Annotated in this window: 23 protein-coding genes and 1 pseudogene; 5 read left to right on the forward strand and 19 right to left on the reverse strand. The window is 65.5% G+C overall.

The annotated features are described in order from the left end of the window. Nucleotides 1-4 precede the first annotated feature (4 nt). The 7 genes from IPM73_02855 to IPM73_02885 form a co-directional block, all read right to left on the reverse strand. Nucleotides 5-697 carry a Crp/Fnr family transcriptional regulator gene (locus tag IPM73_02855; GenBank protein ID MBK8917027.1) on the reverse strand — a complete coding sequence of 231 codons (693 nt, stop codon included), beginning with the start codon at nucleotides 695-697 and terminating at the stop codon, nucleotides 5-7. 70 nt (nucleotides 698-767) lie between these two features. After that, on the reverse strand, nucleotides 768-2,609 hold the full coding sequence (locus tag IPM73_02860; GenBank protein ID MBK8917028.1) for a VWA domain-containing protein: 1,842 nt from the start codon (nucleotides 2,607-2,609) through the stop codon (nucleotides 768-770). A gap of 365 nt (nucleotides 2,610-2,974) precedes the next feature. Then, a complete protein-coding gene (locus IPM73_02865) occupies nucleotides 2,975-3,985 on the reverse strand; it encodes a 4Fe-4S binding protein (protein ID MBK8917029.1) in 1,011 nt (336 codons plus the stop codon). Continuing rightward, the gene (locus tag IPM73_02870; GenBank protein MBK8917030.1) at nucleotides 3,978-4,385 is read right to left on the reverse strand and encodes a hypothetical protein; all 408 of its coding nucleotides are present in this window, start codon (nucleotides 4,383-4,385) and stop codon (nucleotides 3,978-3,980) included. Before IPM73_02870 ends, IPM73_02865 begins: the two co-directional genes overlap by 8 nt. Next, nucleotides 4,366-5,154 (reverse strand): CbbQ/NirQ/NorQ/GpvN family protein, encoded by a 789-nt coding sequence (locus IPM73_02875; GenBank protein MBK8917031.1) that lies wholly within the window; start codon nucleotides 5,152-5,154, stop codon nucleotides 4,366-4,368. Before IPM73_02875 ends, IPM73_02870 begins: the two co-directional genes overlap by 20 nt. Nucleotides 5,155-5,303: 149 nt before the next feature. Next, nucleotides 5,304-5,573, reverse strand: a complete 270-nt coding sequence (locus IPM73_02880; protein MBK8917032.1) for a cytochrome C oxidase subunit IV family protein — start codon at nucleotides 5,571-5,573, stop codon at nucleotides 5,304-5,306. Beyond that, on the reverse strand, nucleotides 5,570-6,145 hold the full coding sequence (locus IPM73_02885; GenBank protein ID MBK8917033.1) for a cytochrome c oxidase subunit 3 family protein: 576 nt from the start codon (nucleotides 6,143-6,145) through the stop codon (nucleotides 5,570-5,572). The genes IPM73_02880 and IPM73_02885 overlap by 4 nt, the downstream gene beginning before the upstream one ends. Before the next feature lie 209 nt (nucleotides 6,146-6,354). Between IPM73_02885 and IPM73_02890 the strand changes: the two genes are divergently transcribed. Continuing rightward, the gene (locus IPM73_02890; GenBank protein ID MBK8917034.1) at nucleotides 6,355-6,966 is read left to right on the forward strand and encodes a hypothetical protein; all 612 of its coding nucleotides are present in this window, start codon (nucleotides 6,355-6,357) and stop codon (nucleotides 6,964-6,966) included. Nucleotides 6,967-7,075: 109 nt separating this feature from the next. Here the strand turns inward: IPM73_02890 and IPM73_02895 are convergent, their stop codons facing one another. The 6 genes from IPM73_02895 to IPM73_02920 all read right to left on the reverse strand — a co-directional run bounded on the left by IPM73_02895 (nucleotide 7,076) and on the right by IPM73_02920 (nucleotide 15,371). Next, nucleotides 7,076-8,449: a cbb3-type cytochrome c oxidase subunit I gene (locus IPM73_02895; protein ID MBK8917035.1), complete on the reverse strand. Its 1,374-nt coding sequence runs from the start codon at nucleotides 8,447-8,449 to the stop codon at nucleotides 7,076-7,078. 18 nt (nucleotides 8,450-8,467) lie between these two features. After that, the gene (locus IPM73_02900) at nucleotides 8,468-8,896 is read right to left on the reverse strand and encodes a cytochrome c (protein MBK8917036.1); all 429 of its coding nucleotides are present in this window, start codon (nucleotides 8,894-8,896) and stop codon (nucleotides 8,468-8,470) included. A gap of 177 nt (nucleotides 8,897-9,073) precedes the next feature. Continuing rightward, on the reverse strand, nucleotides 9,074-9,223 hold the full coding sequence (locus tag IPM73_02905) for a hypothetical protein (protein MBK8917037.1): 150 nt from the start codon (nucleotides 9,221-9,223) through the stop codon (nucleotides 9,074-9,076). Nucleotides 9,224-9,238: 15 nt separating this feature from the next. Beyond that, nucleotides 9,239-10,906: an efflux transporter outer membrane subunit gene (locus IPM73_02910; protein ID MBK8917038.1), complete on the reverse strand. Its 1,668-nt coding sequence runs from the start codon at nucleotides 10,904-10,906 to the stop codon at nucleotides 9,239-9,241. Beyond that, the gene (locus IPM73_02915) at nucleotides 10,896-14,099 is read right to left on the reverse strand and encodes a multidrug efflux RND transporter permease subunit (GenBank protein MBK8917039.1); all 3,204 of its coding nucleotides are present in this window, start codon (nucleotides 14,097-14,099) and stop codon (nucleotides 10,896-10,898) included. The genes IPM73_02910 and IPM73_02915 overlap by 11 nt, the downstream gene beginning before the upstream one ends. Nucleotides 14,100-14,105: 6 nt before the next feature. Beyond that, nucleotides 14,106-15,371, reverse strand: coding sequence for an efflux RND transporter periplasmic adaptor subunit (locus IPM73_02920; protein MBK8917040.1), 1,266 nt, complete (start codon nucleotides 15,369-15,371; stop codon nucleotides 14,106-14,108). A gap of 158 nt (nucleotides 15,372-15,529) precedes the next feature. Here IPM73_02920 and IPM73_02925 point away from each other — a divergent pair, with 158 nt between their 5' ends. Then, nucleotides 15,530-16,150 (forward strand): TetR family transcriptional regulator, encoded by a 621-nt coding sequence (locus IPM73_02925; GenBank protein MBK8917041.1) that lies wholly within the window; start codon nucleotides 15,530-15,532, stop codon nucleotides 16,148-16,150. Nucleotides 16,151-16,248: 98 nt separating this feature from the next. Here the strand turns inward: IPM73_02925 and IPM73_02930 are convergent, their stop codons facing one another. Together IPM73_02930 and IPM73_02935 are read right to left on the reverse strand one after the other, a co-directional pair. Further along, nucleotides 16,249-18,546: a tetratricopeptide repeat protein gene (locus IPM73_02930; protein MBK8917042.1), complete on the reverse strand. Its 2,298-nt coding sequence runs from the start codon at nucleotides 18,544-18,546 to the stop codon at nucleotides 16,249-16,251. Continuing rightward, a complete protein-coding gene (locus IPM73_02935; GenBank protein MBK8917043.1) occupies nucleotides 18,543-20,360 on the reverse strand; it encodes a trypsin-like peptidase domain-containing protein in 1,818 nt (605 codons plus the stop codon). Before IPM73_02935 ends, IPM73_02930 begins: the two co-directional genes overlap by 4 nt. A 154-nt stretch (nucleotides 20,361-20,514) precedes the next feature. On the opposite strand from IPM73_02935, the pseudogene IPM73_02940 reads away from it, so the two are divergent. Next, a pseudogene (locus IPM73_02940) lies at nucleotides 20,515-21,345 on the forward strand (NYN domain-containing protein). 503 nt (nucleotides 21,346-21,848) lie between these two features. Continuing rightward, nucleotides 21,849-22,538: a GIY-YIG nuclease family protein gene (locus IPM73_02945; protein MBK8917044.1), complete on the forward strand. Its 690-nt coding sequence runs from the start codon at nucleotides 21,849-21,851 to the stop codon at nucleotides 22,536-22,538. Nucleotides 22,539-22,671: 133 nt separating this feature from the next. Here IPM73_02945 and IPM73_02950 read toward each other — a convergent pair whose 3' ends face one another. From IPM73_02950 to IPM73_02965, 4 genes are all read right to left on the reverse strand, one after another. Next, nucleotides 22,672-23,055: an aspartate 1-decarboxylase gene (locus IPM73_02950; GenBank protein MBK8917045.1), complete on the reverse strand. Its 384-nt coding sequence runs from the start codon at nucleotides 23,053-23,055 to the stop codon at nucleotides 22,672-22,674. 78 nt (nucleotides 23,056-23,133) lie between these two features. Then, nucleotides 23,134-23,958 carry a pantoate--beta-alanine ligase gene (locus IPM73_02955; protein MBK8917046.1) on the reverse strand — a complete coding sequence of 275 codons (825 nt, stop codon included), beginning with the start codon at nucleotides 23,956-23,958 and terminating at the stop codon, nucleotides 23,134-23,136. Nucleotides 23,959-24,080: 122 nt separating this feature from the next. Beyond that, entirely contained in the window at nucleotides 24,081-24,662 is a 582-nt protein-coding gene (locus IPM73_02960) for a PEP-CTERM sorting domain-containing protein (protein ID MBK8917047.1), read from the reverse strand. After that, nucleotides 24,663-25,727, reverse strand: coding sequence for an IS630 family transposase (locus tag IPM73_02965; GenBank protein MBK8917048.1), 1,065 nt, complete (start codon nucleotides 25,725-25,727; stop codon nucleotides 24,663-24,665). It abuts the gene before it with no gap. A gap of 16 nt (nucleotides 25,728-25,743) precedes the next feature. On the opposite strand from IPM73_02965, the gene IPM73_02970 reads away from it, so the two are divergent. Further along, nucleotides 25,744-26,781: an IS630 family transposase gene (locus IPM73_02970; GenBank protein MBK8917049.1), complete on the forward strand. Its 1,038-nt coding sequence runs from the start codon at nucleotides 25,744-25,746 to the stop codon at nucleotides 26,779-26,781. Nucleotides 26,782-26,850: the final 69 nt, after the last annotated feature.

Below are 26,850 nucleotides of genomic sequence, written 5' to 3' on the forward strand. Positions count from 1 at the left end.
AGCCTCAGCGATCGTGGGCGCGCAGCCGGTCGATATCGGGAATGTGGATCTTGCGGCCTTCGACGACGATGAGGCCCAGTTCGGTCAGCTCGTGCAGGATGCGGGAAAAGTGCTCCTGGGTGAGGTTGAGCCGGGAGGCGATGATGCCCTTGTTGGTCGGCAGGGTGACGGTGAGGTTTTTGCCGTGCTCGGTGGTCGGCACTTCGCGGATGAGGTAGCCGACGATGCGCTGCTTGCCCGAGTGGAGCGAGTAGGACTCCACATCGGTCATCAGCTGATGCAGGCGCATGGCCATGCCGGCGATCATCTTGCGGCAGAGGGTGGGGTCGCGCTCCAGTTCGTCGAAGATGACCGATTTGGAAATGTGCAGCAGGAGCGAATCGGTGAGCGCCTGGGCGAAGACGACGTAGGGCTTGTCCATGAACATGATGGCTTCGCCGAAGCTGGCGCCCTGGCCGATGATCTCGACCACCTTTTCGCTGCCCTGGGGAGAGGTGAAGCCGAGCTTGATCTGGCCATAGACCACCAGATGGAAGCCGCTGCACGGGTCGCCCTTGTGGAACAGGATATCGCCCTTGCTGGCGTGGATTTCGCGGGTGCCGCGGGCGACCTTGGCGATTTCCTGGGGGGCGAGGCCGTTGAAGAGCGGGACGTGGGAGAGCAGCGCCTCGATGTTGATGGGGTGGCTTCCTTGCATGATCGGCTCGGCCAAGGGAAATCGGGGCATCTTGGCACCGGATTAGGCTGAAAGCAATATGGCCGAGGGTCTATTGACGGGTGAGCTGGACGTAGAGGAGCGGCAGGCGCCGGGGCAATTCTTCCGGCTTCCGGATGACGCAGAACCCCGCCGGGCCGAAGAGGTAGGGCAGGTAGGCGCCGGCTTCCCGGTCGATGGTGACGCAGAAGGGCGTGAGCCCCAGGCGGCGGGCCTCGAAGACGGCCATGCGCGTGTCCTCGATGCCGTAGCGGGAATCGTAAAGGTCCAGGTCGTTGGGCTTGCCGTCGGTGATGATGAGCAGCAGGCGGCGGCCGGCGGCCTGCTCGGCCAGGATGCTGCTCGCCTGGCGCAGGGCCGCCCCCATGCGTGTGTAGTAGCCGGGCTTGATGGCCAGGATGCGGCCCCGGGCCAGGCCGTCGTAGCGGGAAGCGAAATCCTTGAGCAGGTGGAAGCGGATGTTCTGCCGACGGAGCGACGAGAAGCCGTAGATGCCGAAGCGGTCGCCGGTGGCCGACAGGGCCTCGGCGAAGAGCAGCAGGGAATCACGGATGACGTCCACGATGCGATGGCTGTCGGAAATCCAGGCGTCGGTGGACATGGACAGGTCGGCCAGCAGCAGGCAGGCCAGATCCCGCTCGCAGCGGGCCTGGGCGAGATAGCTGCCGATATCCGGCGTATGCCCCGAGGCCCGGTCGGCCACGTTGCGCACGCAGGCGTCCACATCCAGCTCCGGCCCGTCGGGCTGGGCCTTCATCCAGCGGCGCTGGGGGGCGAGGGCGGCGAACTGGCCGCGCAGTTTCTTGGCGGTGGCGGCGAGATCGGGGGGTAGCCCTGCGGGGGCGGCGTCCCGGGCAATCATGGGCTGTACGCGGCAATGGTCGGGAAGCAGGACGGCGCTACGGTAATCCCACTCGGGCAGGGGCAGGCCGGGCCCCAGGGGGGCGTCGTCCTCGGCGGAGGAGGGCAGGTCCAGGTCGAACTTGACCCGGGAAACGCTGGTTTCCCCATCCCGGGTGAGGGAGAGCTTGTCGAGATCCTTGGCGGCGTCCTTGGCATTGGGGTCGAGGTCGTCGTCGTAGGCGCGATTGACCCGCACGTACTCGCTCCAGGTGGGCAGGCTCTCGGCGCGGAAGCTGAAGACGAAGGCGTTCTTGTTCTCCGGTTTGGCCACCTGCTCGGCCTTGTGGGCTTCCTTGTCCGTCTCGGCGCTGCCGCTGCCCTCGGGGGGCGGCGGGCCGTCGCCTTCCGGGGTGTGGCCGGGCAGGGCGGCGGCGGGGGCGTCGATCAGCCAGAGCAGTACCGGCTGGGGCGGGCGGGATTTGCGGGAAGTCAGTGGCGGCAGGCCCGCCACGCTGCCAGGGTCGGTCAAGGCCTGGCGCAGGGCGATTTCCTGGGCGGCCTCGTCGGCCAGCATTTCGCCGGGGGCGATGCGCCCCGCCAGGTGAGCCGCCACCAGGCGATCATAGCGGGGCCTGAGGCCGGGGTAGTCGCGCAGGGCGGCCAGGGTCGCCCGCTGGTTGCGCGCCAGCCAGGGCCTGTCGGGCGCCTCGTCGCTGGCTGCCAGGGCGGCCAGCCACAGGTAGAGATCGCGGTTCAGGGCCTTGTCGGGAAAGGCGGCGATTTCCGGCGGCAGGCGCAGGGTTTCGTCGTCGCGGCGGGCCTGGGCCACCCGCTCGCCGCTGGCCGCCACGCGCTGCAACCAGGAACGGCGGGCGCCGTGGGTTTCGGCGGTGGCGGCGGCCACCTTCAGGCCGGGATCGCCGCCGAAAGCGCGGAAGAGAATGCCGGCTGTTTTTTCCACTTCGGCCAGCTTGACCGCCGCGTCCGGGTGGTGGCCTCCGGCGGCCTTGGTCACCCAGTTGTGCCAGAGTTTGCCGATGAACTCTTCCATTATCCTAGAAACCTCGGTTGGACGAGCCCGTTGGTGCGTTCGGGCGGGTGTCTGGCGCGAAGCGACGACGCGGCAGGCTGATGCCTGCAAGGAGGAGCGACAAAGCCAGGCGCCCGCCCGGATGCGCCAGCGGGCTCGTAGCGATGCCACCCGAAGGGTGGGCGATCCGGTTGGGCGCGGAGTTCCAGGGCACAAGGCATTCCGGGGTTCGATGAAGCGGTCAACTGAGGTTTCTAGGATTATTGTGAAAGACGCGTAGCGTCTCCGCCATCTCCCCTCTCCCGCTGGGCGGGAGAGGGGTCGGGGGTGAGGGAAGCGGGCATGGGCGTGGTTTTCATCATGGGAGTGGCTTCGATCAGTGCCCGTCAGGCGCGACCTCCGGCGTCTTCGTCGGTGCGCGAGAGGGCCGAGAAGCGGGCCTCGTTGCGCTTGGCCGCGTCGCCGCTCACCCAGCGCAAGAGTTGGCCCTGGGGATTGTTGCGATTGACTGTGCCGCAGGCGGAAACGCACTGGCCGCACTGGGTGCAGGCGAACATCCAGCGCTTCACGTTGCGGGGCTTCAAGCGCATGGGACAGACGGCGTCACACGCGCTTCCTCGCCCGTTGAGGCAGGAGGCGCAATCGGTCAGCCGTTCCCGTTCGAAGCCGACCACCATGGCGCTCTTGTTGCCCATCCAGCCGAAGCTCTGGAAGAGGCCGATGGCGCAGGCGTAGCGGCAGAAAAGATGACGGGCGAAGAGGAATTCCAGGCTCAGGACGGTGGTGGCAGCAGCCAGGAAGATCACCTCGTATTTGTAGAGGCTGAGGGTGAACAGGCCGTGATAGACCTGGAAGGGCGGCATCAGGTAGGTCAGGCCAACCAGGGCCCAGGCGAAGGCGAAGGCCACGGCGGCAGGGGCGACGGCCAGCCAGTAGCGCTTGTCGCGGGGGGCGGGGCTGCCATCGGGCTCCCAGGGCGGGGTAGACTTCTTGTCCCAGACCGAATGCTTGCCGCTGGCCATGAGCATCAGGCGATTGATGGTCTCGACCACGGAAAAATGGGGGCACAGCCAGCCGCAGTAGAGGCGCCCCCATTTCCAGGCCGCGCCGATGATGAGGGCCAGGGTGCCGAGTACCGGCACGAAGAGAAAGAGGACGATGTTGCCCGCCGCCTGCAGGGAGCCGATGCGGCCGGCGATGAGGTCGTCCAGGCCCAGATCCCAGACGTAGCCGAGGAAATAGGCATGGTTCTCGGTGAGGTCGTAGCGGAAGAGGTCGAAGACCGGCGTCACCGTGAACAGGGTGAAGAAAGCCATTTGGGCGAAGAGCCGGTAACGCTGCAGGGCGGGCTTCCGGGTCATCGCGAGTGTGGGCAGGACGGCGGCCGCCTCAGGCATGGCGAGGGCCGATGAGGGGATAGCGCCAAGGCTGCCCGGCCAGGGCCTTGGAGAGACCGAACATGCCGAAGAGCACCAGGGTCGAGTGGACACAGGTGAAGTACATGATCACCAACACCCAGGTCCATTCCCAGTGCAGGCCGCCGAGGACGATGAAAAGAGTGCTGAACGACACGATGAGAATGCCGCCGTAAAGACTGACCCAGAAGGTCTGGCGCAGATGGGCGCGGGCCAGCGGCGGCGCCGTCGGGCCGCGCTTGAGCCACAGCCAGGCCAGTACCGCGAAGGCGATGCCGGGGGCGAGCAGCAGGTTGGTCAGGTAGAGCGATTCCGCGACCACCGCCAGGCCCTGGCCTTCGGCTTGGGGCTCGGTGCGGAACTTATCGCCCGAAGGTGGCATTGACGATTTCCATCAGGGCTTCCACCGTCTCCTCGTCGTCGGTGAGGCTTTCCACCAGGGCGGCACGGCAGGCGGCGGTGACGTCGAAACCGGACTTGATGAGGGTGGCGGCGTACACGAGCAGGCGCGTGCTGGCGACTTCTTCCAGGTCGCGGTCCTTCAAGGCGCGGAAGGCCTTGCCGATACCCACCAGGCGCTTGGCCAGATCGGCGTCGCAACCCGTTTCGCCGAGGAGGATGGACTGCTCCCGCTCGGCGGTGGGGAAGTCGAAGCGCATGGAGACGAAGCGCTGGCGGGTGGAGGGCTTCAAACCCTTCAGGAGATTCTGGTAGCCGGGGTTGTAGGAAACCACCAGCATGAAGTTGTCCGGGGCTGCCAGGGTTTCGCCGGTACGGTCGATGGGCAGGATGCGGCGGTCGTCGGCGAGCGGATGCAGCACCACCGTGGTGTCCTTGCGCGCTTCCACCACCTCGTCCAGGTAGCAGATGCCGCCCTCGCGCACGGCGCGGGTGAGGGGGCCGTCGCACCAGTAGGTGCCTTGGTCGGAAATCAGGTGGCGGCCCACCAGATCGGCGGCGGTGAGATCGTCGTGGCAGGCCACCGTGTAGAGGGGCAGGCCCAGGCGGGCGGCCATGTGGGAGACGAAGCGGGTCTTGCCGCAGCCGGTCGGCCCCTTGATGAGGAGCGGCAGGCGCTCCCGGTAGGCGTGCTCGAAGAGGGCGATCTCGTTGCCGGAGGGTTCGTAGAAGGGCAGGGAATGGTCGGTCATTGTTTACGCAGGCGGGAAGCGGCTCTGAAATCTCCTCTCGCCTGCATGGCGGGAGAGGAGCCTGCCCTGAGCCTGTCGAAGGGGGCGGGGGAGAGGGAAACGGGCATGGTCGCGGCGGTTACGGTGAGCGTGGGTTGGATGCATGCCCGTTATTTGAGGCTGAGCCAGTAGGCGAGAAGAATGAGGCTGGAAACCAGTATAAGCCAGCCTTCCAGCACGATACGCCACAGCAGCGGCGCGCCCCGGAGTTCCATGAAGTCGAGGATCACCAGGCGGCCCTTGACGAAGGCGATGGCCAGCATGGCGACGATGGCTGCGGTGCCGGCGGCGCCGACTTCGCCCAGATACCAGGTGATGCCGGTGGCGACGAGGAGCACCAACCAGGCGCGATGGGCGGGGTTTTTGAGGAAAGGTGTCATCGCATTACGTAAACCAGGGGGAAAAGCACGATCCACAGGAGATCGACCATGTGCCAGTAGGCGGCGCCGCTCTCCAGGCCATGGGCATCGTGGCTGCCGTAGGCGCCCTTCTTTGCCTGTACCCAGAGGATGGCGAGGATCACCATGCCGAGGATGACGTGCATGAAGTGGAAGAAGGTGAGCGAGATGTAGAACATGTAGAAGGTGTTGGTGGACAGCGAGATGCCGGCCCCGAACTTGGCCGCGTACTCGAAGACCTTCACCGCCAGGAAGCCGCCGCCGCAAAGGAAACCGAGCAGGATGTTGCGCGGGACGCCGGCCTTGTCGTCGCGATGGGCCGCCTGCACCGCCAGCACCACGAACCAGGAGCCGGTCACCAGGAGAAGGGTGTTCAGCGCCCCCGCGTTGCGGTCCAGGGTCTGCTGGTAGAGGTTGAACATCTCCACGTTCTTCGTGCGGGCGAAGGCGTAGGACGCAAAGAAGACGGCGAAGGCCAGCATCTCGGCCAGGATGAAGACCCAGATGGCGAGGTCGCCGGGCAGGCGTTTGGCAGGGGGGGCGGGGGCAGTCATGGGGGCGGATGATAGCCGGCGCGTCGCGGCAGGGACTTGATATGACCCAAGAAGCGGGAGATCGGGCCTTTCCCGGAGCGGGGAGGGTCGACAGGCTGATACGGGGCTTATCGCCAATATGCTGCGATGGTATGATCCTGGAGCCTGACGACACCGGATGTCCCGGGACGGGAACCCCCCGTCGGATGGGCTGCCAAAGAACTCTCACCATGTTGACCCGCATCTTCCTCCGCACCGAAAAAGGCTTGGCCGAACTGGCCCACCGCAGCAAGGACATTCCCGCCCGGGCGCGGACCCTGCTGCTTCTGGTGGATGGCCATACGACGGGTGGAGAACTGTTGGCCAAGGTGGGATTCGAAAATCGGGAAGAGCTTTTCGAACTCCTGTTGACCCAGGGCTATATCGAAGCGGAGCCCGAGCCGGAGCCGGTCCCCGAGCCGGAACCCGAAGCGCCTGCGGCACCCGAGTCCACCGCCGGAGAGGTTCATTCCGTGGCGCCCCAGCCCGGTGAAATCGATTTTACCGGGGTCTCGCTCTCCATCCCCTCGTTGCCGCATTTCGAGCCGGAGCCCGAGCCCCAGGCGCCACCCCCGCCCGATCCCCTCGAACTGATCGAGGCCAGGCGGGTCATGCTGGAGAGCGTCGAGGACGTCCTGGGGCCGGACGCCGGGCTCCTGAGCGGCAAGATCGCCGCCACCCGCAATCTGGTGGAAATGCGCCGTCTGGCCGAGAAGTACCGCACCGTCCTGGTGGAAGCCGGCCGCAAGCGGCGCGCCCTGGCCTTCTGGGAGCAGATCGAGCCCCTGTTGCTCCGGGACTGATCCCGATAGGCGTTGCGCGGGGGCCGGCCGCCGCGGACGGAAATTCCTGGCCCAAAAGCAAAACGGCGCGAATCGCTTCGCGCCGTTTTGCTGTGTTGCGCCCCGTCGATCAGGCGGTTTCTTCCTTGCCGCCGACGAAGAAGCTGGCGATGTAGATCAGCAGGCCGACCAGGAAGGCCACGCCAGTCCATTCACGCATCCAGTAGAAGAGGGCGATCTTCTCCTGGGCCACCATGAAGGGCATCGGATTTTCCGAAGCCCGCTGCAGCCAGACTTGCAGGATGCCGGCGGCGGTGAGGAACAGGGTGATGAAGGTGATGGCGATGGTCATCAGCCAGAAGCTCCACATCTCCATGACTTGCGAGGCGTTGCTGTTGGCAGCACGGCCGCGCAGGATGGGCATGGCGTAGGAGATGATGGTCAGGTTGACCATGACGTAGGCACCGTAGAAGGCCATGTGACCGTGGGCCGCGGTGATCTGCGTGCCGTGGGTGTAGTAGTTCACCGGAGCCAGGGTGTGCAGGAAGCCCCACACGCCGGCACCCAGGAAGGCCATCACGCCGGTACCGAGAGCCCACAGCACGGCAGCCTTGTTGGGATGCTCGCGGCGGCGACGGTTCACCATGTTGAAGGCAAAGACGGTCATGGCGAAGAAGGGGATCGGCTCCAGAGCGGAGAAGATGGAACCCCACCACTGCCAGTATTCCGGCGTGCCGATCCAGTAGTAGTGGTGACCGGTACCGAGGATGCCGGTGATCAGCGTCAGGGTGACGATGACGTAGAGCCACTTCTCGATCACTTCGCGGTCGACGCCGGTGGTCTTGATCAGCACGAAGGCCAGGAAGGCACCGAGGATCAGTTCCCACACGCCTTCAACCCAGAGGTGCACCGTCCACCACCAGAAGAACTTGTCGATAACGACGTTAACCGGGTTGTAGAAGGAGAACAGGAAGAAGACGGCGAGACCCCACAGGCCCAGCAGCAGCACGATGGAGATGGAGGTCTTCTTGCCCTTCAGCACCGTGAGGGTGATGTTGAACAGGAAGGCCAGGGCCACCACCACGATGCCCAGCTTGGTGGGCAGGGGCTGCTCCAGGAACTCGCGGCCCATGGTCTCGATGAGGTCGTTGCCGGTCATTGACGCCAGGGTGGCGTAGGGAACCGTCAGGTAACCGACTACGGTCAGACCCGCGGCGACGAGGAAGATCCAGAACATGGCGAGCGCCAGCTTGGGGCTGGCCAGTTCGGTTTCCGCTTCTTCAGGGATGATGTAGTAGGCCCCGCCCATGAAGCCCATGAGCAACCAGACGATGAGGGAGTTGGTGTGGACCATGCGGGCCACGTTGAAGGGAATTTCCGGGAAGAGGAAATCACCCCAGACGTACTGCAGGCCGAGGATGAGGCCGAACAGGATCTGGGCGACGAAGAGGGCGATGGCCGCGATGAAGTAGGGCTTGGCGACCGCTTGGGACTTGTATTGCATATTCAGTTCTCCTCTCGATCAGCCCTGGACGTTGGGCGGCCAGTTGGCGTCGTTGATCGAATTGACGTGCTTCAGGAAGGCCACGATGGCGTCGAGCTGCGCGTCGGTGAAGTTGAACTGCGGCATGCTGCGGCGGCCCTCGATGCCCTCCTTGGGACGGCTCTTGATGAAGGCCTTGGTGCCTTCTTCGCCGTAGCGGACGACCACGTTGGCCAGTTCCGGAGCGAAGTAGGCGCCTTCGCCCATCAGGGTGTGGCAGCCAATGCAGTTGTGGGTCTCCCACAGCTTTTTGCCCTCGGCGACTTGCGGGGTGATGTTCTGCCGCATGTCGCGCTTGGGAAGCTGGGAGTGCGTGTCGAAGGAAAGCGCAAGGAACAGGAGGAAGAAGAAGACGGTCCCCCCGTAGAAAATATTGCGCGCCATCGATTTAGTGAAAGCGCCACTCATTATGTATCCCCCTTTCGGAAATTGTTTGGCGGACCGATGGTAGTTCCGGGCCCCAAGGGGGGGCTTTGATATCTGCTAAAAGAAAACGGCGCCGGAAGCCAAATATTTCCTCGCCCGGGGCGCAAAAATCTTTTTTCGATCAGGGATTTGTGAGGGGCTGCGGGAGGTGCCCCGGGCTCATCCCTCGCCTTTTTTCAGCGCCACGCGGGCGCGGCGGCGCCGGGCCTTCTCCGAGGGGCCGTGGGGGCCTGCCTTGCGCTGGGCGGCGGCGAGGACGAGAGGATTGCGGGGAGGCCGGGGGCAAGCCAGGCGCTTGCGGCGTTTCATGGGGGCAGTGAGGGGTTAGCGGGGATTCCCCAGGTAGCGGATGGAAAGATCGGGGTCTGGGGGCAGGCCGGGAGTCCAGCCCCCGCCCAGGGCACGGAAGAGGTCGGCCAGGGCACTGCGGCGGCTGTACTCGGCGTCGATGCGAGCGAGTTCGGCGGCGAGCAGGTTGCGTTCGACGTCGAGGACTTCCAGGCGGCTGGCGATGCCGGCGTCGAAGCGCTGGCGGGCCGCGTGCAGGGCGCGCTCCAGGGCGGCGGACCGGACCGTCTCGGCGGCCAGGGCCTCGCGGGCCGCGGTCTGGGCTGCCAGGGCGTCGCGCACGTCCTTGAAGGCAGCGGCCACAGTCTGGCGGTAGCGGGCCAGGGCCTGGTCACGCCGGGCTTCGGCGCGATCGACCCCCAGGCCGACCCGGCCGGCGTTCCAGATCGGCTGGGTGAGGGCGGCGGCAAAGGAAAAGATGGCCGCCGGGCCGCTGAACAGCCTGGAGAAGGCGACGCTCTCGCCGCCGGCGTAGGCGGTGAGGGCGATGGACGGGAAATACCCTGAGCGGGCCACGCCGATGCGGGCGTTGGCGGCGATCAGGGTTTCCTCCGCTTCGCGCAGATCCGGACGGCGCAGGAGCAATTCGGAGGGCAGGCCGGAAGGGACCAGCACTTCCGGCAGGCGGCCGGGGCTGCCCCGCTCGCTGCGGGCCGCCAGCACCTGGGAGGGAGATTGTCCCAGGAGCAGGGCGAGGGCGCCTTCGGCCCGCTCGCGGTCGCGCACCAGGCCAGCCAGTTGGGCGCGGGCGGCAGCGTCTTCGGCCTCGGACTGGCGCAGGTCGTACTCGGAGACCAGGCCGGCTTCCATGCGGCGCCGGTGTAGTTCAAGGGTTTCGCGCCGGGTGCCGGCGGTGCGGCGGGCGACCGCCTCCCGCGAGGCAGCGGCGAGAAGGCCGAAATACTGCTGGGCAACCGAGGCTGTGAGAGAGAGGCGCACCGTTTCCCTGGCGGCCTCGCTGGCCAGCAGTTCGGCCCGGGCGGCTTCGTCGGCACGTCGGTAGCGGCCCCAGAGGTCGATCTCGTAACTGGCTTCCAGGGTGGCACGGTGGGTGGTCTGGATGAGGGGCTGGTCGGCGGGCAGGGGGAAGGTGCCCAGGCGGGAACTCTTGCTGCGGTCGGCCCCGATCTGGGCAGTGACGGTGGGCCAGAGGTCGCTGCCGGCGATACCGGCGGCAGCGCGAATCTCGGCCACCCGGGCGGCCGCAATGGCCAGATCGGCATTGTGGGCCAGGGCTTCTTCCATCAGGCGGTCGAGGACGGCGTCGCCGTACAGGGTCCACCACCGTTCCCCCGCGGTGCTGGCCGGCGTGCCGTCTGCCGACCAGGCGCTGGGCAGGTCGAGTTCCGGGCGGCTGTAGTCGGGGCCGACGGCGCAGGCGGAAACCACAAGGGCGGCGCCCAGGGGCAGGAGGCGGCGGACAGTGCGCTCACCGAGCGTTGCCCGGCGTTCCGACACCGTGTGGGGCGCGCCTGTTGCCGCCCGCAGGGAAACGTCCGTGGACCGGCCGGTCTTCGTCTCGGTCGCAAGGCCTGTCCTGAGTTCGGTCGAAGGGCCTGTCCTGAGTTCGGTCGAAGGGCCTGTCCTGAGTTCGGTCGAAGGGCTCAGGGCGACCGGAGCGGAGTTCGTCACATCAGTGCGCATGGCGGTCTCCCCCGGCGGCTTCGTCCTGACGGGCGCGTTCGAGCAGTTTTGCATGGGCGGCGGCGTGGGTTTCCTTGATTTCGTCGAACATCGCTTCGGTACTGCGGGCTTCGGAGAGCTTGCGGTCGGCGATGAGGCGGTAGAAGAGGGGGACGAAGAAGACGGCGAGGAAGGTGGCGGCCAGCATGCCGCCCATGACCCCGGTGCCCACCGCCTGTCGCGCTCCGGCGCCGGCGCCGTGGGAGATGGCCAGCGGCAGGACGCCGAGGATGAAAGCCAGCGAGGTCATCAGGATGGGGCGGAATCTGAGCCGTGCCGCCTCGATGGCTGCCGCCGCCGCACTCATGCCTTCCTGGTGCTTGTAGATGGCGTACTCGACGATGAGGATGGCGTTCTTGGCGGCGAGACCCAGGAGCGTGACCAGGCCGATCTGGAAATAGACATCGTTGCTCATGCCGCGCAGCCAGACGGCGGCCAGCGCCCCGAAGGTGCCGAAGGGCAGGGCCAGGAGCACGGCCAGCGGCAGGGACCAGCGCTCGTACTGGGCGGCGAGAATGAGGAAGACCATGAGCGCGCCCAGGGCCAGGGCGATACCCGAGGTGCCGCCGGACTTCTTTTCCTGGAACGAAGCGCCGCCCCAGTCGTAGCTGAATTCCGGCGGCAGGTTCGCAGCAGCCTTTTCCACGGCGGCGATGATCTGGCCGGAGGAAATCCCGGGCAGTCCGGCGCCGATGACTTTTACCGACGGTAGATTATTGAAGCGCTCCAGCGTTTCCGGACCGGTTTCCTGGCGGATCTGGGCCAGGGCGGAGAGGGGCACCATTTCTCCGCGCTCGGAGCGCACGTAGATGCCGCCGATATCTCCGGGATGGGTGCGGAAGGCCGGCTCCGCCGACATCAGCACCTGCCAGGAGCGGCCATACTTGTTGAAGTCGTTGACATAGTAAGTGCCGAGGGTCGCCGCCAGGGTGTCGAAGAGGCCGTCGAGGGGCACGCCCAGGGTCTTGGCCCGCTCGCGGTCCACATCCACGTTGAGCTGGGGTACGGTGGCCCGCCACATGGAGGACACCAGGGCGAACTGCGGATCCTGGCGCAGCTTGGCGATGAACTGCTCGCTGGCGGTGGCCAGGGCCTTCGCCCCGCCTTCGCCACGGTTCTGCAGATAGAACTCGAAGCCGCCCGAATTGCCCATGCCGAAGATGGCCGGTGGCCCGAAGGCCAGCACCAGCGCTTCCTTGATATGGGCCGTCTTCATGTAAACCTCCCCGACCAGGGCATTGGCCGGGACCGAGCGCCGGTCCCAATGCTTGAGCACGACGAAGAAGGTGGCGGCGTTGTTCTTGAAACTGCCGCCGATGAAGTCGAGGCCGGTAAACACCACGGTGCGCTCGACGTTGGGATTTTCGCGGATCAGCGCATCCACCTGCTGCACGATGCGGTCGGTACGTTCCAGCGATGCGCCGTCGGGAAGGTACACGGCGGTAATGTAATAACCCTGGTCTTCGTCCGGCACCAGGCTGCCGGGGGTGAGTTTCCACAGCCCGCCGGCCAGGGCGACCATGCCGCCGAAGAGGAGCAGACCCAGGGCGCCGCGGCGGATGAGCCAGGCCACGCCCGCCGTGTAGCGGTGGGTGAAGCGGGCGAAACCCCGGTTGAAGGCGGCGAAGAAGCGGTTTTCCGACTTGTGCTCGTGCTTGAGGATCAGGACGCAGAGGGAAGGCGTCAGGGTCAGGGCGACGATGGCGGAAATGACCACGGCGATGGAAAGGGTCACCGCAAACTGGCGGTACAGCTCGCCGGTGAGGCCGCCCAAAAAGGCGATGGGGACGAAGACCGCGCACAGCACCAGGGCGATGGCGATGACCGGCGAGGTCACTTCCCGCATGGCCTGGACAGCGGCGGCGTGGGCGGGGATGCCCTCCTCGTGCATGATGCGCTCGACGTTTTCCAGCACCACGATGGCGTCGTCCACGACGATGCCGATGGCCAGCACCATGCCGAAAAGGGTCAGGGTGTTGATGGAGTAGCCCAGCATGAGGAGCCCGGCGAAGGTGCCGATGAGGGACACCGGCACGGCCAGGGTCGGGATCAGCGTCGCCCGCCAGTTCTGCAGGAACACATAGACCACCAGGAAGACCAGCGCCATGGCCTCGGCCAGGGTCTTCAGCACTTCGCGGATGGAGACATGGACGAAATCCGTGGTGTCGTAAGGCACATCGACGGTCAGGCCGTCGGGGAAGCGGGTGGACAGCTCGTTGAGGGTCTTCTTGACGTCGGCGGCCACGTCCAGGGCATTGGCGCCGGGCTTCAGGAAGATGCCCACCAGCGTCGCCGGCTTGCCGCTCTGGCGGCCGATGAAATCGTAATCCTTGGAGCCGAGTTCGACCCGGGCCACGTCCCGGAGCTTCAGCAGCGATCCATCCGGATTGGCGCGAACGACGATGTTCTCGAACTGGGCCACGTCGGCCAGGCGCCCCTGGGTATTGATGGTCAGGGCCAGTTCCTGGCCGGCCGGTACGGGAGGCTGGCCAATGCGGCCCACGGCGTACTGGGCGTTCTGCTCGTTGAGGGCGCGTACCAGATCACCGGTGGTCAGGCGCAACTGGGCCAGGCGGTCGGGCTTGACCCAGATGCGCATGGCGTAGTCCTTGGCGCCGAAAATCTGCACATTGGTGGTGCCGGGGATACGCTTCAGCACGTCCAGCACATTCAGGGTCACATAGTTGCTGGTGTAGAGGTCGTCGTAGCGGCCGTCGGGGGAGGTGAAGGCCAGCACCTGGAGGAAGGAACTGGAATTCTTCTCCACCTGGATCCCCTGGCGGCGGACCTCCTGGGGCAGGCGGGCCTCGGCCTGCTTGACCCGGTTATTGACGTTGATTACCGCCTGGTCGATGTCGGTGCCGATATCGAAGGTGATGTTGATTTCCACCCGGCCGTTGGAGGCCGAGGTGGAATTCATGTAGATCATGCCTTCCACGCCGTTGATCTGGGTTTCCAGGGGGGCGGCGACGGTCTTTTCCAGCACCTCGGCGGAAGCACCGGGGTAGGTCGCGGCAACCATGACCTGGGGTGGGGCGATTTCCGGGTACTGGGCGATGGGCAGGCTGCGCATGGCGGCCAGGCCGGCAATCACGATGAAGATCGAGATCACCAGGGCGAAGATGGGCCGGTCGATGAAAAAGCGGGAAAACATGGCGCCCTAGCCTCCGGCCTTCGCGCTGGCGGGCGCTTGCTCCCCCGCATCCGGCGCGGTGGCCGGTGCGGCGGCAGGCGTGGCTGCGGCTGCGCGCGTGGCGGCGGCTGCGGCCGCCTGGCTGTCCTTCAACGGGGTCGGCTGGATCGGTGCGCCCGGACCGAGTTTGAGCACGCCATCGACGATCACCTGCTCGCCGGCGCTGAGACCGCTGGTGACGACCACGTCGCCGCCGCTCCATTCCGCCACCTGTACGGGCTTCATGGCTGCTTTGCCGTCGGCTCCGGCAACGAAGACGAATTTGCCCTGGGGGCCTTCCAGTACGGCCCGTTGAGGCACGCGGAAAGCGCCTTCGCGCACCGCGCCCGAGAGGCGCACGCGGACGAACTGGCCGGGCTTGAGCAGACCATCCGGGTTGGCGATCTCCGCCCGCATTTCGCTGGTGCCCGTATCGCGGGAAATGCGCACGTCGCTGAAGTCGGTGAGGCCCGTCCTGCCGTAGTCGCTGCCGTCGGCCAGCTTGACCGCCACCGTGAAGCGGCCCCCCTCGGGCCAGCGCAGGCGGCCGGCGTCGGCCTCCTGGCGTAACTTGAGGCGCTCGTTGTCGGCGACCCCGAAGAGCACCTGCATGGGGTCGGTCTGGGAAACCGTGGTCAGCAGCACGTCGGGCCCGGAAACCAGGGAGCCTTCGGATTTGAGGGCCCGGCTGGCGATACCGGCGATGGGCGATTCCACCCGGGTCCAGCCCAGGTTGAGGCGGGCCTCGGTCAGGCGGGCGCGGGCGGCCTTGAGGTCGGCGGCGGCGATGGCGGCGCCGGAAGTGGCGTCGTCGAATTCCTTCTGGCTGATGGCCTTGGACGCCAGGAGTGGCTCCAGGCGCGCTGCGTCGCGGGCTGACTGGGCGGCCCGGGCCTCCGCCGCGGCCACATCGGCCTCGACCCGGGCTACGGCGGCGGCAAAGGGGGCGGGGTCGATGGTGAACAGCGACTGGCCCGCCTTGACCCGGCCTCCCTCACTGTAATTACGCTTTTCCAGAATGCCGGTGACCCGGGCCCGGACCTCCACTTCGCGCGAACCCAGGGTCTGGGCGGCGTATTCCAGGATGACCGGCAAGGCTTCCGGTGTCACCGCCACCACGCTCACGGGCACCGGCCCGCCAAAGCCGGCGTGGCCGCCGGACCCCCCTTCGCCTGGGCCGCAGGCGGACAAGGCCAGGACCAGACCGGCGACGGCGAAGGGACGAAAAAACGCGGAGGAGGGTGGGGGAAACATGGATTTCTCCTGGGGCAGGAAGGAATGCGAGCCGGGAAAAAGCGAGACTCAGGGGAATCGAGGAAGTTCGGCAAGCGGAACGAATAATACATACATTCGTGCATGTATGTAAAGTCTCGACTACAATGGGGCCATTCAGCGACCGGAGGAAACGGGTCATGGTCAGAAAAACCAAGGAAGAAGCTCAGGAGACGCGCAACGCCATCCTGGACGCCGCCGAGCGGGTCTTCCAGGAACACGGCGTCAGTCGCACCTCACTGGCCGAGATCGCGGTGGCGGCGGGGGTGACGCGGGGTGCGATCTATTGGCACTTCAGGAACAAGGCCGACCTTTTCGACGCCATGATCGAGCGGGTCTTCGATCCCCTGGAAGCGAAACTCGCCGAAGTGATGGACCGGGATCGGTCCGACCCCCTCGACAATTTGCGCGATCTTTCGGTCTACTTTCTCGAGCAGGTCGCCCGGGAGCCCCGCTACGGGCGCATTCTGGAAATCAGTTGGCACAAGTGCGAGTACGTGGGCGACATGGCCACCAGCCGCGACAATCACCTGGAGTGCGGCAACCGTTACCTCAACATCATCGAAGGCGCCCTCAAGGAGGCCATCGAGCGCGGGACGCTCTCGGCCCGCCTCGATCCCCGCCGCGCCGCGGTGGGGGTCATGGCGGTGGTGGACGGTCTGGTGGTGAACTGGACCCTGGATTCCACGCTCTTCCCCCTGGCCGAAACCGGGGCGGCGGCGGTCGATACGTATCTTGCGGGGCTCAGGGCGGTACGCTGAAGCGGCAGGGGGCTCGGCCCGAAAGGCAAAGTCAGCGTGAGACCTGCGGCCTTTGCCCCCCAGCGGCAATGGGCCGCCGGGGGCCGCGGCGGCGGGGTTCAGTCCGGGAGTTCGCGCGAGCCCGGTTGCCCGGTGCTGATGGCGTGGCTCTTCAGCTGTCTGGCTGCCTGAGGATTTTCACTCCGCACGCTGTCGTAGGCCTCGCGGGCCTTGGGAATGTTTCCCTCCATCAGGTAGGCCAGCGTGTTGATCCCTTGGGCCGCCGTGTTGTGGCGGTTGCGCATCTGGATGGCCGTTGCCTGCTCCCGTGCCTTTTCGGGTTGGCGACTGGCGAGATAGGCCTGGGCCAGATAGATGCGCGCATCGATGGCATCGGGGAGCAAGCGGGTCGCGGTCAGGAGAGCCTGAATTGCGCGACCGTGGTTCTTTGCGCGCATGGACGCCTCGCCGAGATTGATCCACGAGTTTCCGTGTTGCGGATCGAGCCGGACAGCGGTTTCCAGTGAGCGGCTGGCCCCTTCGGCATCGCCCTGCTTCAACTGCAGATAACCCTTGCTGCTCCAGGCAGCGGCGCTGCTGCTGTCGGCAACGACGGCCCGGTCGATGTAGGTTTGCGCCCGGGCGAGGTCGCCCCGGCGTCCCAACTGCCCGCCCAGGGCGAGGAGAATCCTGGCATTGCCGGGATCGGCGCGGAGAATTTCCTCGAAGAGTGTTTCCGCTTCCTTGACCCGCCCCAGGGCGCCAAGGGCTTCGCCGAGCAGGGCACGGTCATCGGGGTTGGCCTGGCCCAGGGCGACGAGTTTCTCCAGGGCGGGGGCGACTTCGCCGTACTGTTTGGCGGCGACGTGATGCACGGCCCAACTCCGCCAGGCGTTGGCGCACTCCGGGTGCTGTGCCGTGACACTCCTGAGTTCTTCCAGACCTTCCGCACGGTGTCCCTGCTTGATCCTGAAATTCGCTCGATTGACCCGGGCCTCGGGAAGCACGGGCTGGATCCGGACGGCCCGGTCGTGGGCGGCGAGCGCTTCCTCGCTGCGGTTCAGGTCGCCGAGAACGGTGCCCAGACCGGTCCAGCCCTCGGCACGATCGGGAGCCAGTTCGGTCGCCTTGCGGAAGGCATATTCGGCGTTGGCCAGGCGGGAGGCGCGAAGTTCCGCAATGCCCAGGGAGACCCAAGTCATGGCCTGCCCTGGGTCGTCCCGGCCACCCGGCTGGCTGGCCGAGCTTTGCGTTGCCGCGGCGGCAAGGCGCAGAGCGGTACGGAAATCCTGATTTGCCTGATTCTGCTTGCCCATGGTGGCAAAGATGTTCCCCCGCAGTCGCCAGTAGGACGCATTGCCGGGTTGCCGTCTCAGGGCGTCGTCGATTTCCCGCAGCGCCTCGTCGGGTTTCGCGGCGCGAAGCAGGCGCAAGGCGCGCACGGAGCGGAGCGCCGGAGCCCAGGGACGCGCCTGTCTGGCCCGTTCCAGTGCCTGATCGGCCTCTTGGGTTCGGCCGAGTTCGTCCAGGACAACCACCAGTTCCAGCCAGGCTTCCGGGTAGGATGGATCGAGTTTGAGGGCCTGCCGCAGGGCCTCTTCCGCTTCGCGCAGCCTGTTTTGGCGGCGCAGGGCCTCGCCGAGGAAACTCGCCGCCGGTGCGCTGGCCGGCTGCGCCTGCTGCCATCGACGGGCAAAGGCCTCCAGCGGTTCCGCCTGGTCCTTGTGGCTCAGTGCCTGGGCCTCGTCGAACCAGCGTGGTTCCGGTGGGGATTCGGGAAGGGGTTCCGGGGGAAGTCCGCGGGTTTTCAGTGCTTCGATCCAGTCCGTGGGGAGCGCAATATTGACGCTCTGACCAAAGGTGATGATGGCCGTGGTGATGCCGACCAAGTTGCCTTCGGCGTCGAAGAGGCCGCCGCCACTGGATCCCGGGGAGAGGGGCGCGGTGGTGACGATGCCGCGCTCGCCGCCCTGGTCCGGCAGGGACGACACGAGGCCGTCGCTGACCGAAACGCCAAGCCCCAGGGGGTTGCCGACGGCAAAGACCGCTTCGCCGATGCGCAGGCTGGCCACCGGACGTAGCGGAAGCGGCGGTCCGTCCAGCGTGCTGCTGCTGACGAGGCAGAGATCCCGGCTGGGGTCGCGCAGGGCGAACCTGCCCTCGGCCGTGACCTTCCCCTGCACGATGCGGATCGATGCTGCGTCACGCACCACATGGCAGTTGGTGACGAATTCCCCCTTGCCCAGTGCGACGCCGCTGCCCTGGCCGTTCTCGCGCCCCTTGTCGTCGAGGGCGATGAGGGTCACCACCGACGGGGCGACCTTGCGGAAGAGGGCGTCGGCCGATTCCCGCGCCTGGCTTGCGGGAGCCAGGCCGAGCGCCAGCCCGGCGCAGAGGGCGACGAGGAGGCGGCTCATCGTGCCCCCCCTTCGTAGGGCAGAATGAAGCCGCGATAGGCGCTGTCGGCCCGGGGTCCGTCAACGTCGCGCAATTTCTGGTAGGCCCGCCGCAGGTCCTCTCCCCGGCCCAGAATGCTGTATTGCTCGATCAGGACTTCCCAGACCTTGCCCTGCCTGGGGTCGATTTCCAGGGAGCGTTTGAGGGCGGCGATAGCCTTTTCCGCTTCGTCCTGGGTTGCAAGGGCGAAGCCCAGGTGCCGCCAGGCCGTGGCATCGTCAGGATTCTTGCCCACCCGGGACTGAGCAAGCGCGACGGCCTCGCTGGCGTGGCCGCCATCCTTGAGGGCCACGGTCAAGCCCCGCTCCCATTCGATGGTCGATGGGGCCCCGCGCAGTGCTTCGCGAAAGGCGGCGATGGCTTCGGGAAAGCTGTGCAACTCGGTCAGGGCGAAACCCAGTGCGCCCCAGGCGTCGGCTGGGGTATCGATGCCCTTGTCCAGGGACTGGCGCAGGCTCGCCGTGGCGGCCAGCGGCCGCCCCGCGGCAAGAAGGACGCGGCCGCGCCAATACAAGGTTGCGGGATGGTCCTGCTCGTCCACCGCGAGGGAGTCGAGAAAGCGTTGCGCCCGCGGTGTTTCTCCCGCCAGGAGCAGGTAGTGGAGGTACTGGGAGCGCAGCGCACGGTCGGCCGGCGAACGGAAGGCCAGGCGTCCGGTCAGGTTCGCGGCGGCGCTCCAGTCCCGCCGCAGGTCGGCGAGGGCGATCATTCCCCGGTGGGCAGCGTCCAGGCCGGGATCGATGGTCAGAGCCCGGTTGAGCGCTTCCTGGGCGCGATCGAGCGCTCGGTTGGCCGCTTCTGCGGCGCCGATCATGGCCCACACTGAAGCGTCGTTGCCATGGTTGGTCTGGAGGCTACGGGCGAAGGCCAGCGCTTCGCCAAGCTTGCCTCCCAGCAGCCAATGCCGGGCCAGCATCAAGCCAGGCCAGGCCGATTCCGGTCGCAGTGCCAGCAAGCTGCGGCACGCCGACTCGAGCGCCGCGCCGTCCTTGAGTTGCTCGCTCGCGATGATCAGGTGCGCCCAGGCCTCGCCGTCGCGGGGATCCTGGCTGACGCGCCGGCGGGAAAGCTGGGCGAGGCGTGCCCAGTCCCCCGCGCGCACGGCCTGCGTGGCCTCTTCGGCATAGCGGATGCCGGCCTGCTCATCTTCCGCGACCGTGTCCAGTTCGGCGATCTCGGTCGTGGGGCGGGCCAGATTCAGGTTCTGGCTGTCGTGCAGGCGGTAATCGACGATGCCGATGAGGCGACCGTCCTCGTCCAGCAGCGCACCTCCTTCACTGCCCGGGGTGACGGGCGCGGAAAACTGGATGAAGCGACCGCGGGAGAGTTCACGCAGCCCCCCGACCAGCCCCTCCGAGATGCCCACGCCGAAGCCATGGGAGTTCCCCAGGGCGAATACCCGGTGTCCGACCGCCGGCGTCGCCTCCGCGGGGCGCAGGGCAGGGAGCGCAAGGCCTTCGGCGGTCAGCAGGCAGAGATTGGAGCGGTGTTTGCGCTGGGCGAGGGAAGCAGGGAGGCGATTGCCCTCGATCAGCAGATGGAAGCGGTCGCTGGCCAGGATGCGGTCGCACACCGTGACCAGGCGGCCCGGCCCGACGACGACGGCAGTCTGTACGCCCAGTGCATTCCCGGCGGCGTCGGAGACCATGAGGGGGAGCACGCTCGGCGCGGCGGTCCGGAAGACTTCGCTGGCGGAGAGGGCGGCGGCCGATGCGGCGGTGAGCATCAGCACGCCAGTGGCGAAGAGGCGAACAGGGAGGGGGCAGGTGGCCATGGAGTCGGCTGGGTGAATGAATTCCGCATATTACCCGCATGACATCGGCTGCGCCAGTCCGACCCGCGGCGCGCGCTGCGGGCCAGCCCCCGTCTTGGCGCTATACTGCGCCCTTTCCGCCTCCCGGACCGGGCGGCATCCTCTGGAGATTCCCATGGCCGCCCACGCCGACACCGCCAGCATGGCGCTCTTTTGCGACTTCGAGAACATCGCCCTCGGGGTGCGCGACGCCAAGTACGAAAAGTTCGATATCAAGCCCATCCTGGAGCGCCTGCTGGCCAAGGGCAGCATCGTGGTCAAGAAGGCCTACTGCGACTGGGAGCGCTACAAGGGCTTCAAGGCCACCATGCACGAGGCCAATTTCGAGCTCATCGAGATTCCCCACGTGCGCCAGTCGGGCAAGAACTCCGCCGACATCCGCCTGGTGGTCGATGCCCTCGACCTCTGCTACACCAAGTCCCACGTGGACACCTTCGTCATCATCTCCGGCGATTCGGATTTTTCGCCCCTGGTGTCCAAGCTGCGGGAAAACGCCAAACAGGTGATCGGGGTCGGGGTCAAGCAATCCTGCTCCGACCTGCTCATCGCCAATTGCGACGAATTCATCTACTACGACGATCTGGTGCGCGACCGCGATGCGCAGCGCTCCGCCAGCCGGCGGGAGAATCGGGAGCCCCAGGGCCGTCGTTCCCCCGAGGAGGAGGCGGGGCGCCGGGAGGAAATGGAGGCGCGCAAGACCAAGGCTGTAGAACTCGCCGCCGCCACCTTTGCCGACCTCATCGCCGTGCGGGGCGACCAGGAGCGCCTGTGGGCCTCGGTGCTCAAGGAGGCGATCAAGCGCCGCAATCCGGGTTTCAACGAGTCCTACTACGGTTTCCGCAGCTTCGGCAACTTGCTGGAAGAAGCGGCGGCCCGGGGTCTGCTCGGTTTCGGCCGGGATGAAAAATCCGGCGCCTACGTGACGCGGGCGGCGGGTCGCGCGGCGGTGGAGGCGGCTTCTCCCGCGCCCGAAGTGGTGCATCCCGCGGCCGCGCCGGCAGCACCGACTACGGAAACGCCGAGCGCCGAGCCGGCGCTGGCCGGGGCCCCGGCTCAGTCCTCCGCCCGGCGCCGGGGCGGTCGGCGGTCGGCGAAGGGGAAGCGCCCAGGGATTCGGCTGCGATCGGGGAGCAAGAGGCCGACGTTGCGGCGGCTCCGGGCGCCGAAGCCGGCTCCCCCCCGGCGAAAAAGCCCCGGGCGCCGCGCAAGTCGTCCCCACGGACCAAGAAACCCGCAACGACACCCGAGGCCTGAGCGTCTTCGGCATCATCGGCGAAGGGCGCCGCCTGGAATATGCCGTGATCGGCGATGCGGTGAACCTCGCCGCCAAACTGGAAAAGCACAACAAGGCCGAGAAAACCCGCGCCCTCACGCACGGTCGGCTCAAAAAAGCAGTAGGTAGTCGACACCCTGTCATAATTCCGAATCCCGCACAGCAAGACCGAAACCATGACTATCCCCTTCGAGGCTTCCCGCTCCTACGTCTACAACGCCGCCCGCTACGAACTGCTGCCCCGTGTCGCGGAAATCGCCAAGGGCTTCGGCGACGAGCCTTTCCTGTTGCGTGAAATTTCGAAAAAACTGCTTGCCGAGACCTACTCGCCCGAACAGTTGGAAATCAAGGTCAAGAAAGCAAAGAGCGATGCTACGGAGAAGATGAGCACCATCTTCATGTTCTACATTCCGTTCCTTGCCGAGAACCTGAAAGTCTTCGAGAACATGGGTGGCGGGATGTTCAAGAACATCTCCCTCGAAGAGGAAATGGCGGAAGCCGATGCCGCCGCTATCGATATTGAATCGGACGATGCGGGAATCATCTACGCCTATTCCTTCCCCACCATCGTTCCCAAGGATGGGAAATTTCCCATCAAGGTAGGTCTAACCACTACAGGCGACGCCGAAGCCCGAGTGATGCAGCAATGCAAGACGACTTGCTGTTTTGAATACCCCATCATCCTCGGCGTTTGGGAAGTCCAACGGGTTGCGGCGATGGAAGATGCAATCCATTCCACTTTGGAAGCCCGTGGTTCAAAGCGTCAATCACCAGGCACGGAATGGTTCGACACGACGCTTGACGAGGTCGAAAGCGTCATCAAGTTCGTGCAGCCCTCGGCACACGCAATCCCTCGTTTGTCGTGAACAAGCAAAGAAAAATCCCAGCGGGTTAGGCTGGGGTTCTGTCAGACCGCTTCGGCTATCCCCTCAAAAAACCCACAGATTTTGAGAGGGGCTTGCCGGATAGGCGCGTTTGGCTTTGGGCGTGGCTTGCCGCTCAGGCGACGGCCTGGGCGGGAATCTGGTGGCCGCGGCGGGCGATGCGGTTGGCGCCGTCGACGTAGATCAGCTCCGGCGCGTACTTGGCCAGTTCGATCTCGTTATACACGGCGAAGGTGGCGATGATGAGGATGTCGCCGGGGGCGGCCCTGCGGGCGGCGGAACCGTTGACGGAAATGATCCCCGATCCCCGCTCGGCGCGGATGGCGTAGGTGGTGAAGCGCTCGCCGTTATTGACGTTCCAGATGTCGATCTGCTCGTACTCGCGGATATTGGCGGCGTCGAGCAGATCTTCGTCGATGGCGCAGGAACCCTCGTAGTGCAGTTCGGCATGGGTCGTGGTGACCCGGTGAAGCTTGGATTTCAGCATCGTTCTCTGCATGGCTTGACGATCCAAGGATGGGGTTGGGGAAGCGCATTGTAGCGAGTGCAATTATGAAGTCAATCGCCTTGTAAGCCTTTAAATCTCTAGGTTGTCGATCAGCCGGGTGTGTCCCAGACGGGACGCGGCGAGGACGACGAGGGGCACGCCTATGGCATCGGGCGGCAGCAGGTCCGCCTGGCGGCGGATGGCGATGTAGTCCGTCTTCCAGCCGCGGGCGTCGAGGGCGTTGCGGGCCTCTGATTCAAGGGTGGCATAGTCGTCGCGGCCTGCCCAGAGCGCCGCCCGAATGCGGGACAGTTCGGCGTAGAGTCGGGGCGCCTCGCTCCGCTCGGCGGCGGAGAGATAGCCGTTGCGCGACGAGAGGGCGAGGCCGTCGGCGGCCCGCACCGTTTCGCCGCCGACGATGGCGATGGGCAGCGCGAACTGGCGCGTCATGTTGCGCAGGACCATGAGCTGCTGGTAGTCCTTTTTGCCGAAGAGGGCGGTCTGGGGCTGGACGCAGTTGAAGAGCTTCAGCACGACCGTGGCGACGCCGCGGAAGTGGCCGGGGCGGAACTCGCCTTCCAGCAGGTTCTGGATTTGCGGCGGGTCGACCTGGTACTGCTGCGGCTCGGGGTAGAGATCGGCCTCGGTGGGGGCGAACAGCACGTCCACCCCTGCCGCCGCGAGTTTCTCGCAATCGGCCTGGAAGGTGCGGGGATATTTGTCGAAATCCTCGCTCGGGCCGAATTGCAGGCGATTGACGAAGATGCTGGCAACCACGGTATCGCCGTGGGCGCGGGCCTGCTCCATGAGGCTGATGTGGCCTTCGTGCAGGTTGCCCATGGTGGGGACGAAAACGAGGGCGCGTCGGTCGTGGAGCGCAGCGCGGAGGTCGGGGATGGCGGAATGGATCAGCATGGCGGTCGGGAGGAGGTGAATTCCTGAGGCGAGCATCGTACCGGATTGTTGGCCGGCGGCTAAGGCCGGGGTGCCCCAAAGAAAAACCCCGCCGCAGCGGGGTTTTCGGGAGCGCAACGCGATCAGGCGCGACGGCGGCTGAAGGCCACCAGGCTGGCCATGCCGAGCAGCGCCAGGGTGCCCGGCTCGGGCACTCGAACGGGAACTTCCGGCGTGAAAGCGACCGACAGGAAGGGGACGTTGCCAAAGCGGGTGGTGGGATCGTTCTGATCAAAGGTGGCGTCATTGGTAGAGAAATAGGGCGCGCCCAGAAGAGCGCCAAAGCTTCCCGAGAGCGTCCCCATCGAACCGTTGGTCGAGGTACCGAACTCGACACCGCTGGTGACGGCGGTGGCATCGGCCAGGAAGGCGAACATGATGTCGATGCGCAGGGCATCAGCCTGGCCAAGGTCGACCCAGCTACCGGAGATGCCGTGGCCACCGTCGCTGAGCGTAATACTGGCGCTATTGCCAAGACCGATGGTCAGAAGGTTGCCGTTTACACTGAAGCCCCCCTCGAAATCGCCGGCGGTGATGGTGACGTTGCTCGCATCCCGGTCATCGATGTTGATGAATGCGGCAGAGGCCGGCGCGGAAATCCCAAGGGTGGCAGCGATGGCCAGGGCCGCGGCTCCTAGTGTAGTGTCTCGCAAATGCCCATACATTTAGGTGGTCACCGCCTGTTGGGCCAAGACGTCACGGGCGCGCTGTATCTTGCGCAGGATTTCCTCGCCGCTGGCCTTCCAAACATAACGCTTTGGATTCTGGTTGCGCTCGGCAAGGTAGGTGATGATCGTATCGGCCAACTCCTTCACCGAGGCAAAGCTGCCTTCGCTGATCCTGTCGGTCAGGTCGCGAAAGAAGCGCTCGACAAGGTTGAGCCACGAGGACGAGGTCGGCGTGAAATGCATGTGGAAGCGGGGATGCTTGGCCAGCCAGGCTTTGACCTCCGGATGCTTGTGGGTGGCATAGTTGTCGGCGATCAGATGGATCGCCAAGTGCTTGGGCGTTTCCCGATGGATCTTCTTGAGGAAGGCCAGCCATTCCTGGTGCCGATGCTGCTCGGCGATGGTCGTGATCAATTTGCCCTCCAGGTAGTTGAGGGCGGCGAACAGTGTCAGGGTGCCATGCCGAATGTAATCGTGGCTGGCGGTCTTGATATGACCGATGCCCAATGGCAGGCCCGGTTGGGTACGTTCCAGCGCCTGGCACTGCGACTTCTCATCACAGCACAGCACCAGTGCTTTCTCCGGCGGATTGAGATAGAGGCCGATGACATCCCAGAATTTGTCCTCGAAATGCGCGTCATTCGACAACTTGAAGGTGCGGGTCAGGTGCGGCTTGATGTCGTTGGCAGCCCACAGGCGCTGCACGCTGGCCTTGGAGATGCCTGCCGCTTGCGCCATGGTTCTGCAACTCCAACGCCCCAGCGTGGCCGGTGGCCGGGTGACCGTCTCCAAGGTCTTCTGTACGGCCGCGACCGGAAGCGCAGGCTTGCGGCCGCGACCGGGCGCATCCACCAGGCCCGCCAGCCGATGCGCGACGAACCGTCGGCACCAGTGACTCACCGTTACCCGCGTGACGCCAACCGCTTCGCTGATCGCGGTCTGCGTGCGCCCTTCGGCGGCCAAAAGAATAATCCGCGCACGTTGGCGATCCCGAACGGATACCGTGCTCGCTCGCAACCGCTTATTGACTCGGCACAATAATGCTTGAAATTTATGGGTCAGCCCCCATGTTGGACGAATGGAAAAAGACGACGCAAGATATTCGACACTTGAGCAACTGCACGAACGGCGTAAGCAAGTGGTGCGGCTGCACCGCAAGGGCTACGGCGTAATGCAAATCGTCGAGCTCAGTGGGCTTTCGTATCCGACAGTTCGGTCTGCGATTGATCGGTATGAAGAAGGTGGCCTTGCTGCCCTCAAGCCGACCACGCGAGGCAAACGCGCAGGTCAAGGGCGGACGCTGACAGAGGAGCAAGAGGAGGCGATCCGAAAGATCATTTGTGACAAGCGCCCCGAGCAACTGAAGATGGAATTTGCGCTTTGGAATCGTGCTGCGGTCATGCAACTGATCGAACGGGAATATGGCATCAAACTATCGGTACGCGGTGTCGGCAACTATCTGTCGCGCTGGGGCTTCACCCCCCAGAAGCCGATCAAGAAGGCCTACGAGCAACGACCGGAAGCCGTGCAAGCCTGGCTCAATGAGCAATACCCGGAAATAGAGAAGCGTGCCAAGGCGGAAGGCGGCGAGATTCACTGGGGCGATGAAACTGCCTTGGTCAATACCGATGTACGCGGTCGCTGCTACGCACCGGCAGGCAAGACGCCGGTCACCTACACGGTAGGCGGTACGCGGCAGAAGCTGTCGATGATTGCGACGGTGACCAATCAGGGCAAAACACGTTGGATGATCATTGACGAGGCGTTCAACTCCGACAAGCTGATCGAATTCCTTGACGCGCTGATCAAGGATGCCGGCAAGAAGGTGTTCTTGATTCTCGACAATTTGCGGGTCCATCACAGCAAACCGGTCAAGGCATGGGCCGCTGAACGTCAGGACAAGATCGAACTGTTCTACCTGCCCAGCTATAGCCCGGAGCTGAACCCTGAGGAGCGTCTCAATGCCGACCTCAAGCATGCCATCGGGACGAAAGTGCCGGTGCGCACCAAGGCCAAATTGAAACTCGCCGCTACCGAACACATGGTCAAACTCGAACAATCACCCGAGCGGGTCAAAAGCTTCTTCCAAGATCCGCGTGTCAAATATGCCGCTTGAAAATTCAAACTTAAGCTGGCCGGATCAATAGTCAGTTCATGCGCCTCTTCCGGCTCCAGCACCAGTCGC

It is taken from the genome of Betaproteobacteria bacterium, from assembly GCA_016720065.1.
Classification (GTDB): domain Bacteria; phylum Pseudomonadota; class Gammaproteobacteria; order Burkholderiales; family Rhodocyclaceae; genus SSSZ01.

Coding starts and splice junctions, on each gene's coding strand:
- IPM73_02855 (MBK8917027.1), bottom strand. CDS start 697: ATGCAAGGAAGCCACCCCATCAACATCGAGGCGCTGCTCTCCCACGTC.
- IPM73_02860 (MBK8917028.1), bottom strand. CDS start 2,609: ATGGAAGAGTTCATCGGCAAACTCTGGCACAACTGGGTGACCAAGGCC.
- IPM73_02865 (MBK8917029.1), bottom strand. CDS start 3,985: ATGCCTGAGGCGGCCGCCGTCCTGCCCACACTCGCGATGACCCGGAAG.
- IPM73_02870 (MBK8917030.1), bottom strand. CDS start 4,385: ATGCCACCTTCGGGCGATAAGTTCCGCACCGAGCCCCAAGCCGAAGGC.
- IPM73_02875 (MBK8917031.1), bottom strand. CDS start 5,154: ATGACCGACCATTCCCTGCCCTTCTACGAACCCTCCGGCAACGAGATC.
- IPM73_02880 (MBK8917032.1), bottom strand. CDS start 5,573: ATGACACCTTTCCTCAAAAACCCCGCCCATCGCGCCTGGTTGGTGCTC.
- IPM73_02885 (MBK8917033.1), bottom strand. CDS start 6,145: ATGACTGCCCCCGCCCCCCCTGCCAAACGCCTGCCCGGCGACCTCGCC.
- IPM73_02890 (MBK8917034.1), top strand. CDS start 6,355: ATGTTGACCCGCATCTTCCTCCGCACCGAAAAAGGCTTGGCCGAACTG.
- IPM73_02895 (MBK8917035.1), bottom strand. CDS start 8,449: ATGCAATACAAGTCCCAAGCGGTCGCCAAGCCCTACTTCATCGCGGCC.
- IPM73_02900 (MBK8917036.1), bottom strand. CDS start 8,896: ATGAGTGGCGCTTTCACTAAATCGATGGCGCGCAATATTTTCTACGGG.
- IPM73_02905 (MBK8917037.1), bottom strand. CDS start 9,223: ATGAAACGCCGCAAGCGCCTGGCTTGCCCCCGGCCTCCCCGCAATCCT.
- IPM73_02910 (MBK8917038.1), bottom strand. CDS start 10,906: ATGCGCACTGATGTGACGAACTCCGCTCCGGTCGCCCTGAGCCCTTCG.
- IPM73_02915 (MBK8917039.1), bottom strand. CDS start 14,099: ATGTTTTCCCGCTTTTTCATCGACCGGCCCATCTTCGCCCTGGTGATC.
- IPM73_02920 (MBK8917040.1), bottom strand. CDS start 15,371: ATGTTTCCCCCACCCTCCTCCGCGTTTTTTCGTCCCTTCGCCGTCGCC.
- IPM73_02925 (MBK8917041.1), top strand. CDS start 15,530: ATGGTCAGAAAAACCAAGGAAGAAGCTCAGGAGACGCGCAACGCCATC.
- IPM73_02930 (MBK8917042.1), bottom strand. CDS start 18,546: ATGAGCCGCCTCCTCGTCGCCCTCTGCGCCGGGCTGGCGCTCGGCCTG.
- IPM73_02935 (MBK8917043.1), bottom strand. CDS start 20,360: ATGGCCACCTGCCCCCTCCCTGTTCGCCTCTTCGCCACTGGCGTGCTG.
- IPM73_02945 (MBK8917044.1), top strand. CDS start 21,849: ATGACTATCCCCTTCGAGGCTTCCCGCTCCTACGTCTACAACGCCGCC.
- IPM73_02950 (MBK8917045.1), bottom strand. CDS start 23,055: ATGCAGAGAACGATGCTGAAATCCAAGCTTCACCGGGTCACCACGACC.
- IPM73_02955 (MBK8917046.1), bottom strand. CDS start 23,958: ATGCTGATCCATTCCGCCATCCCCGACCTCCGCGCTGCGCTCCACGAC.
- IPM73_02960 (MBK8917047.1), bottom strand. CDS start 24,662: ATGTATGGGCATTTGCGAGACACTACACTAGGAGCCGCGGCCCTGGCC.
- IPM73_02970 (MBK8917049.1), top strand. CDS start 25,744: ATGGAAAAAGACGACGCAAGATATTCGACACTTGAGCAACTGCACGAA.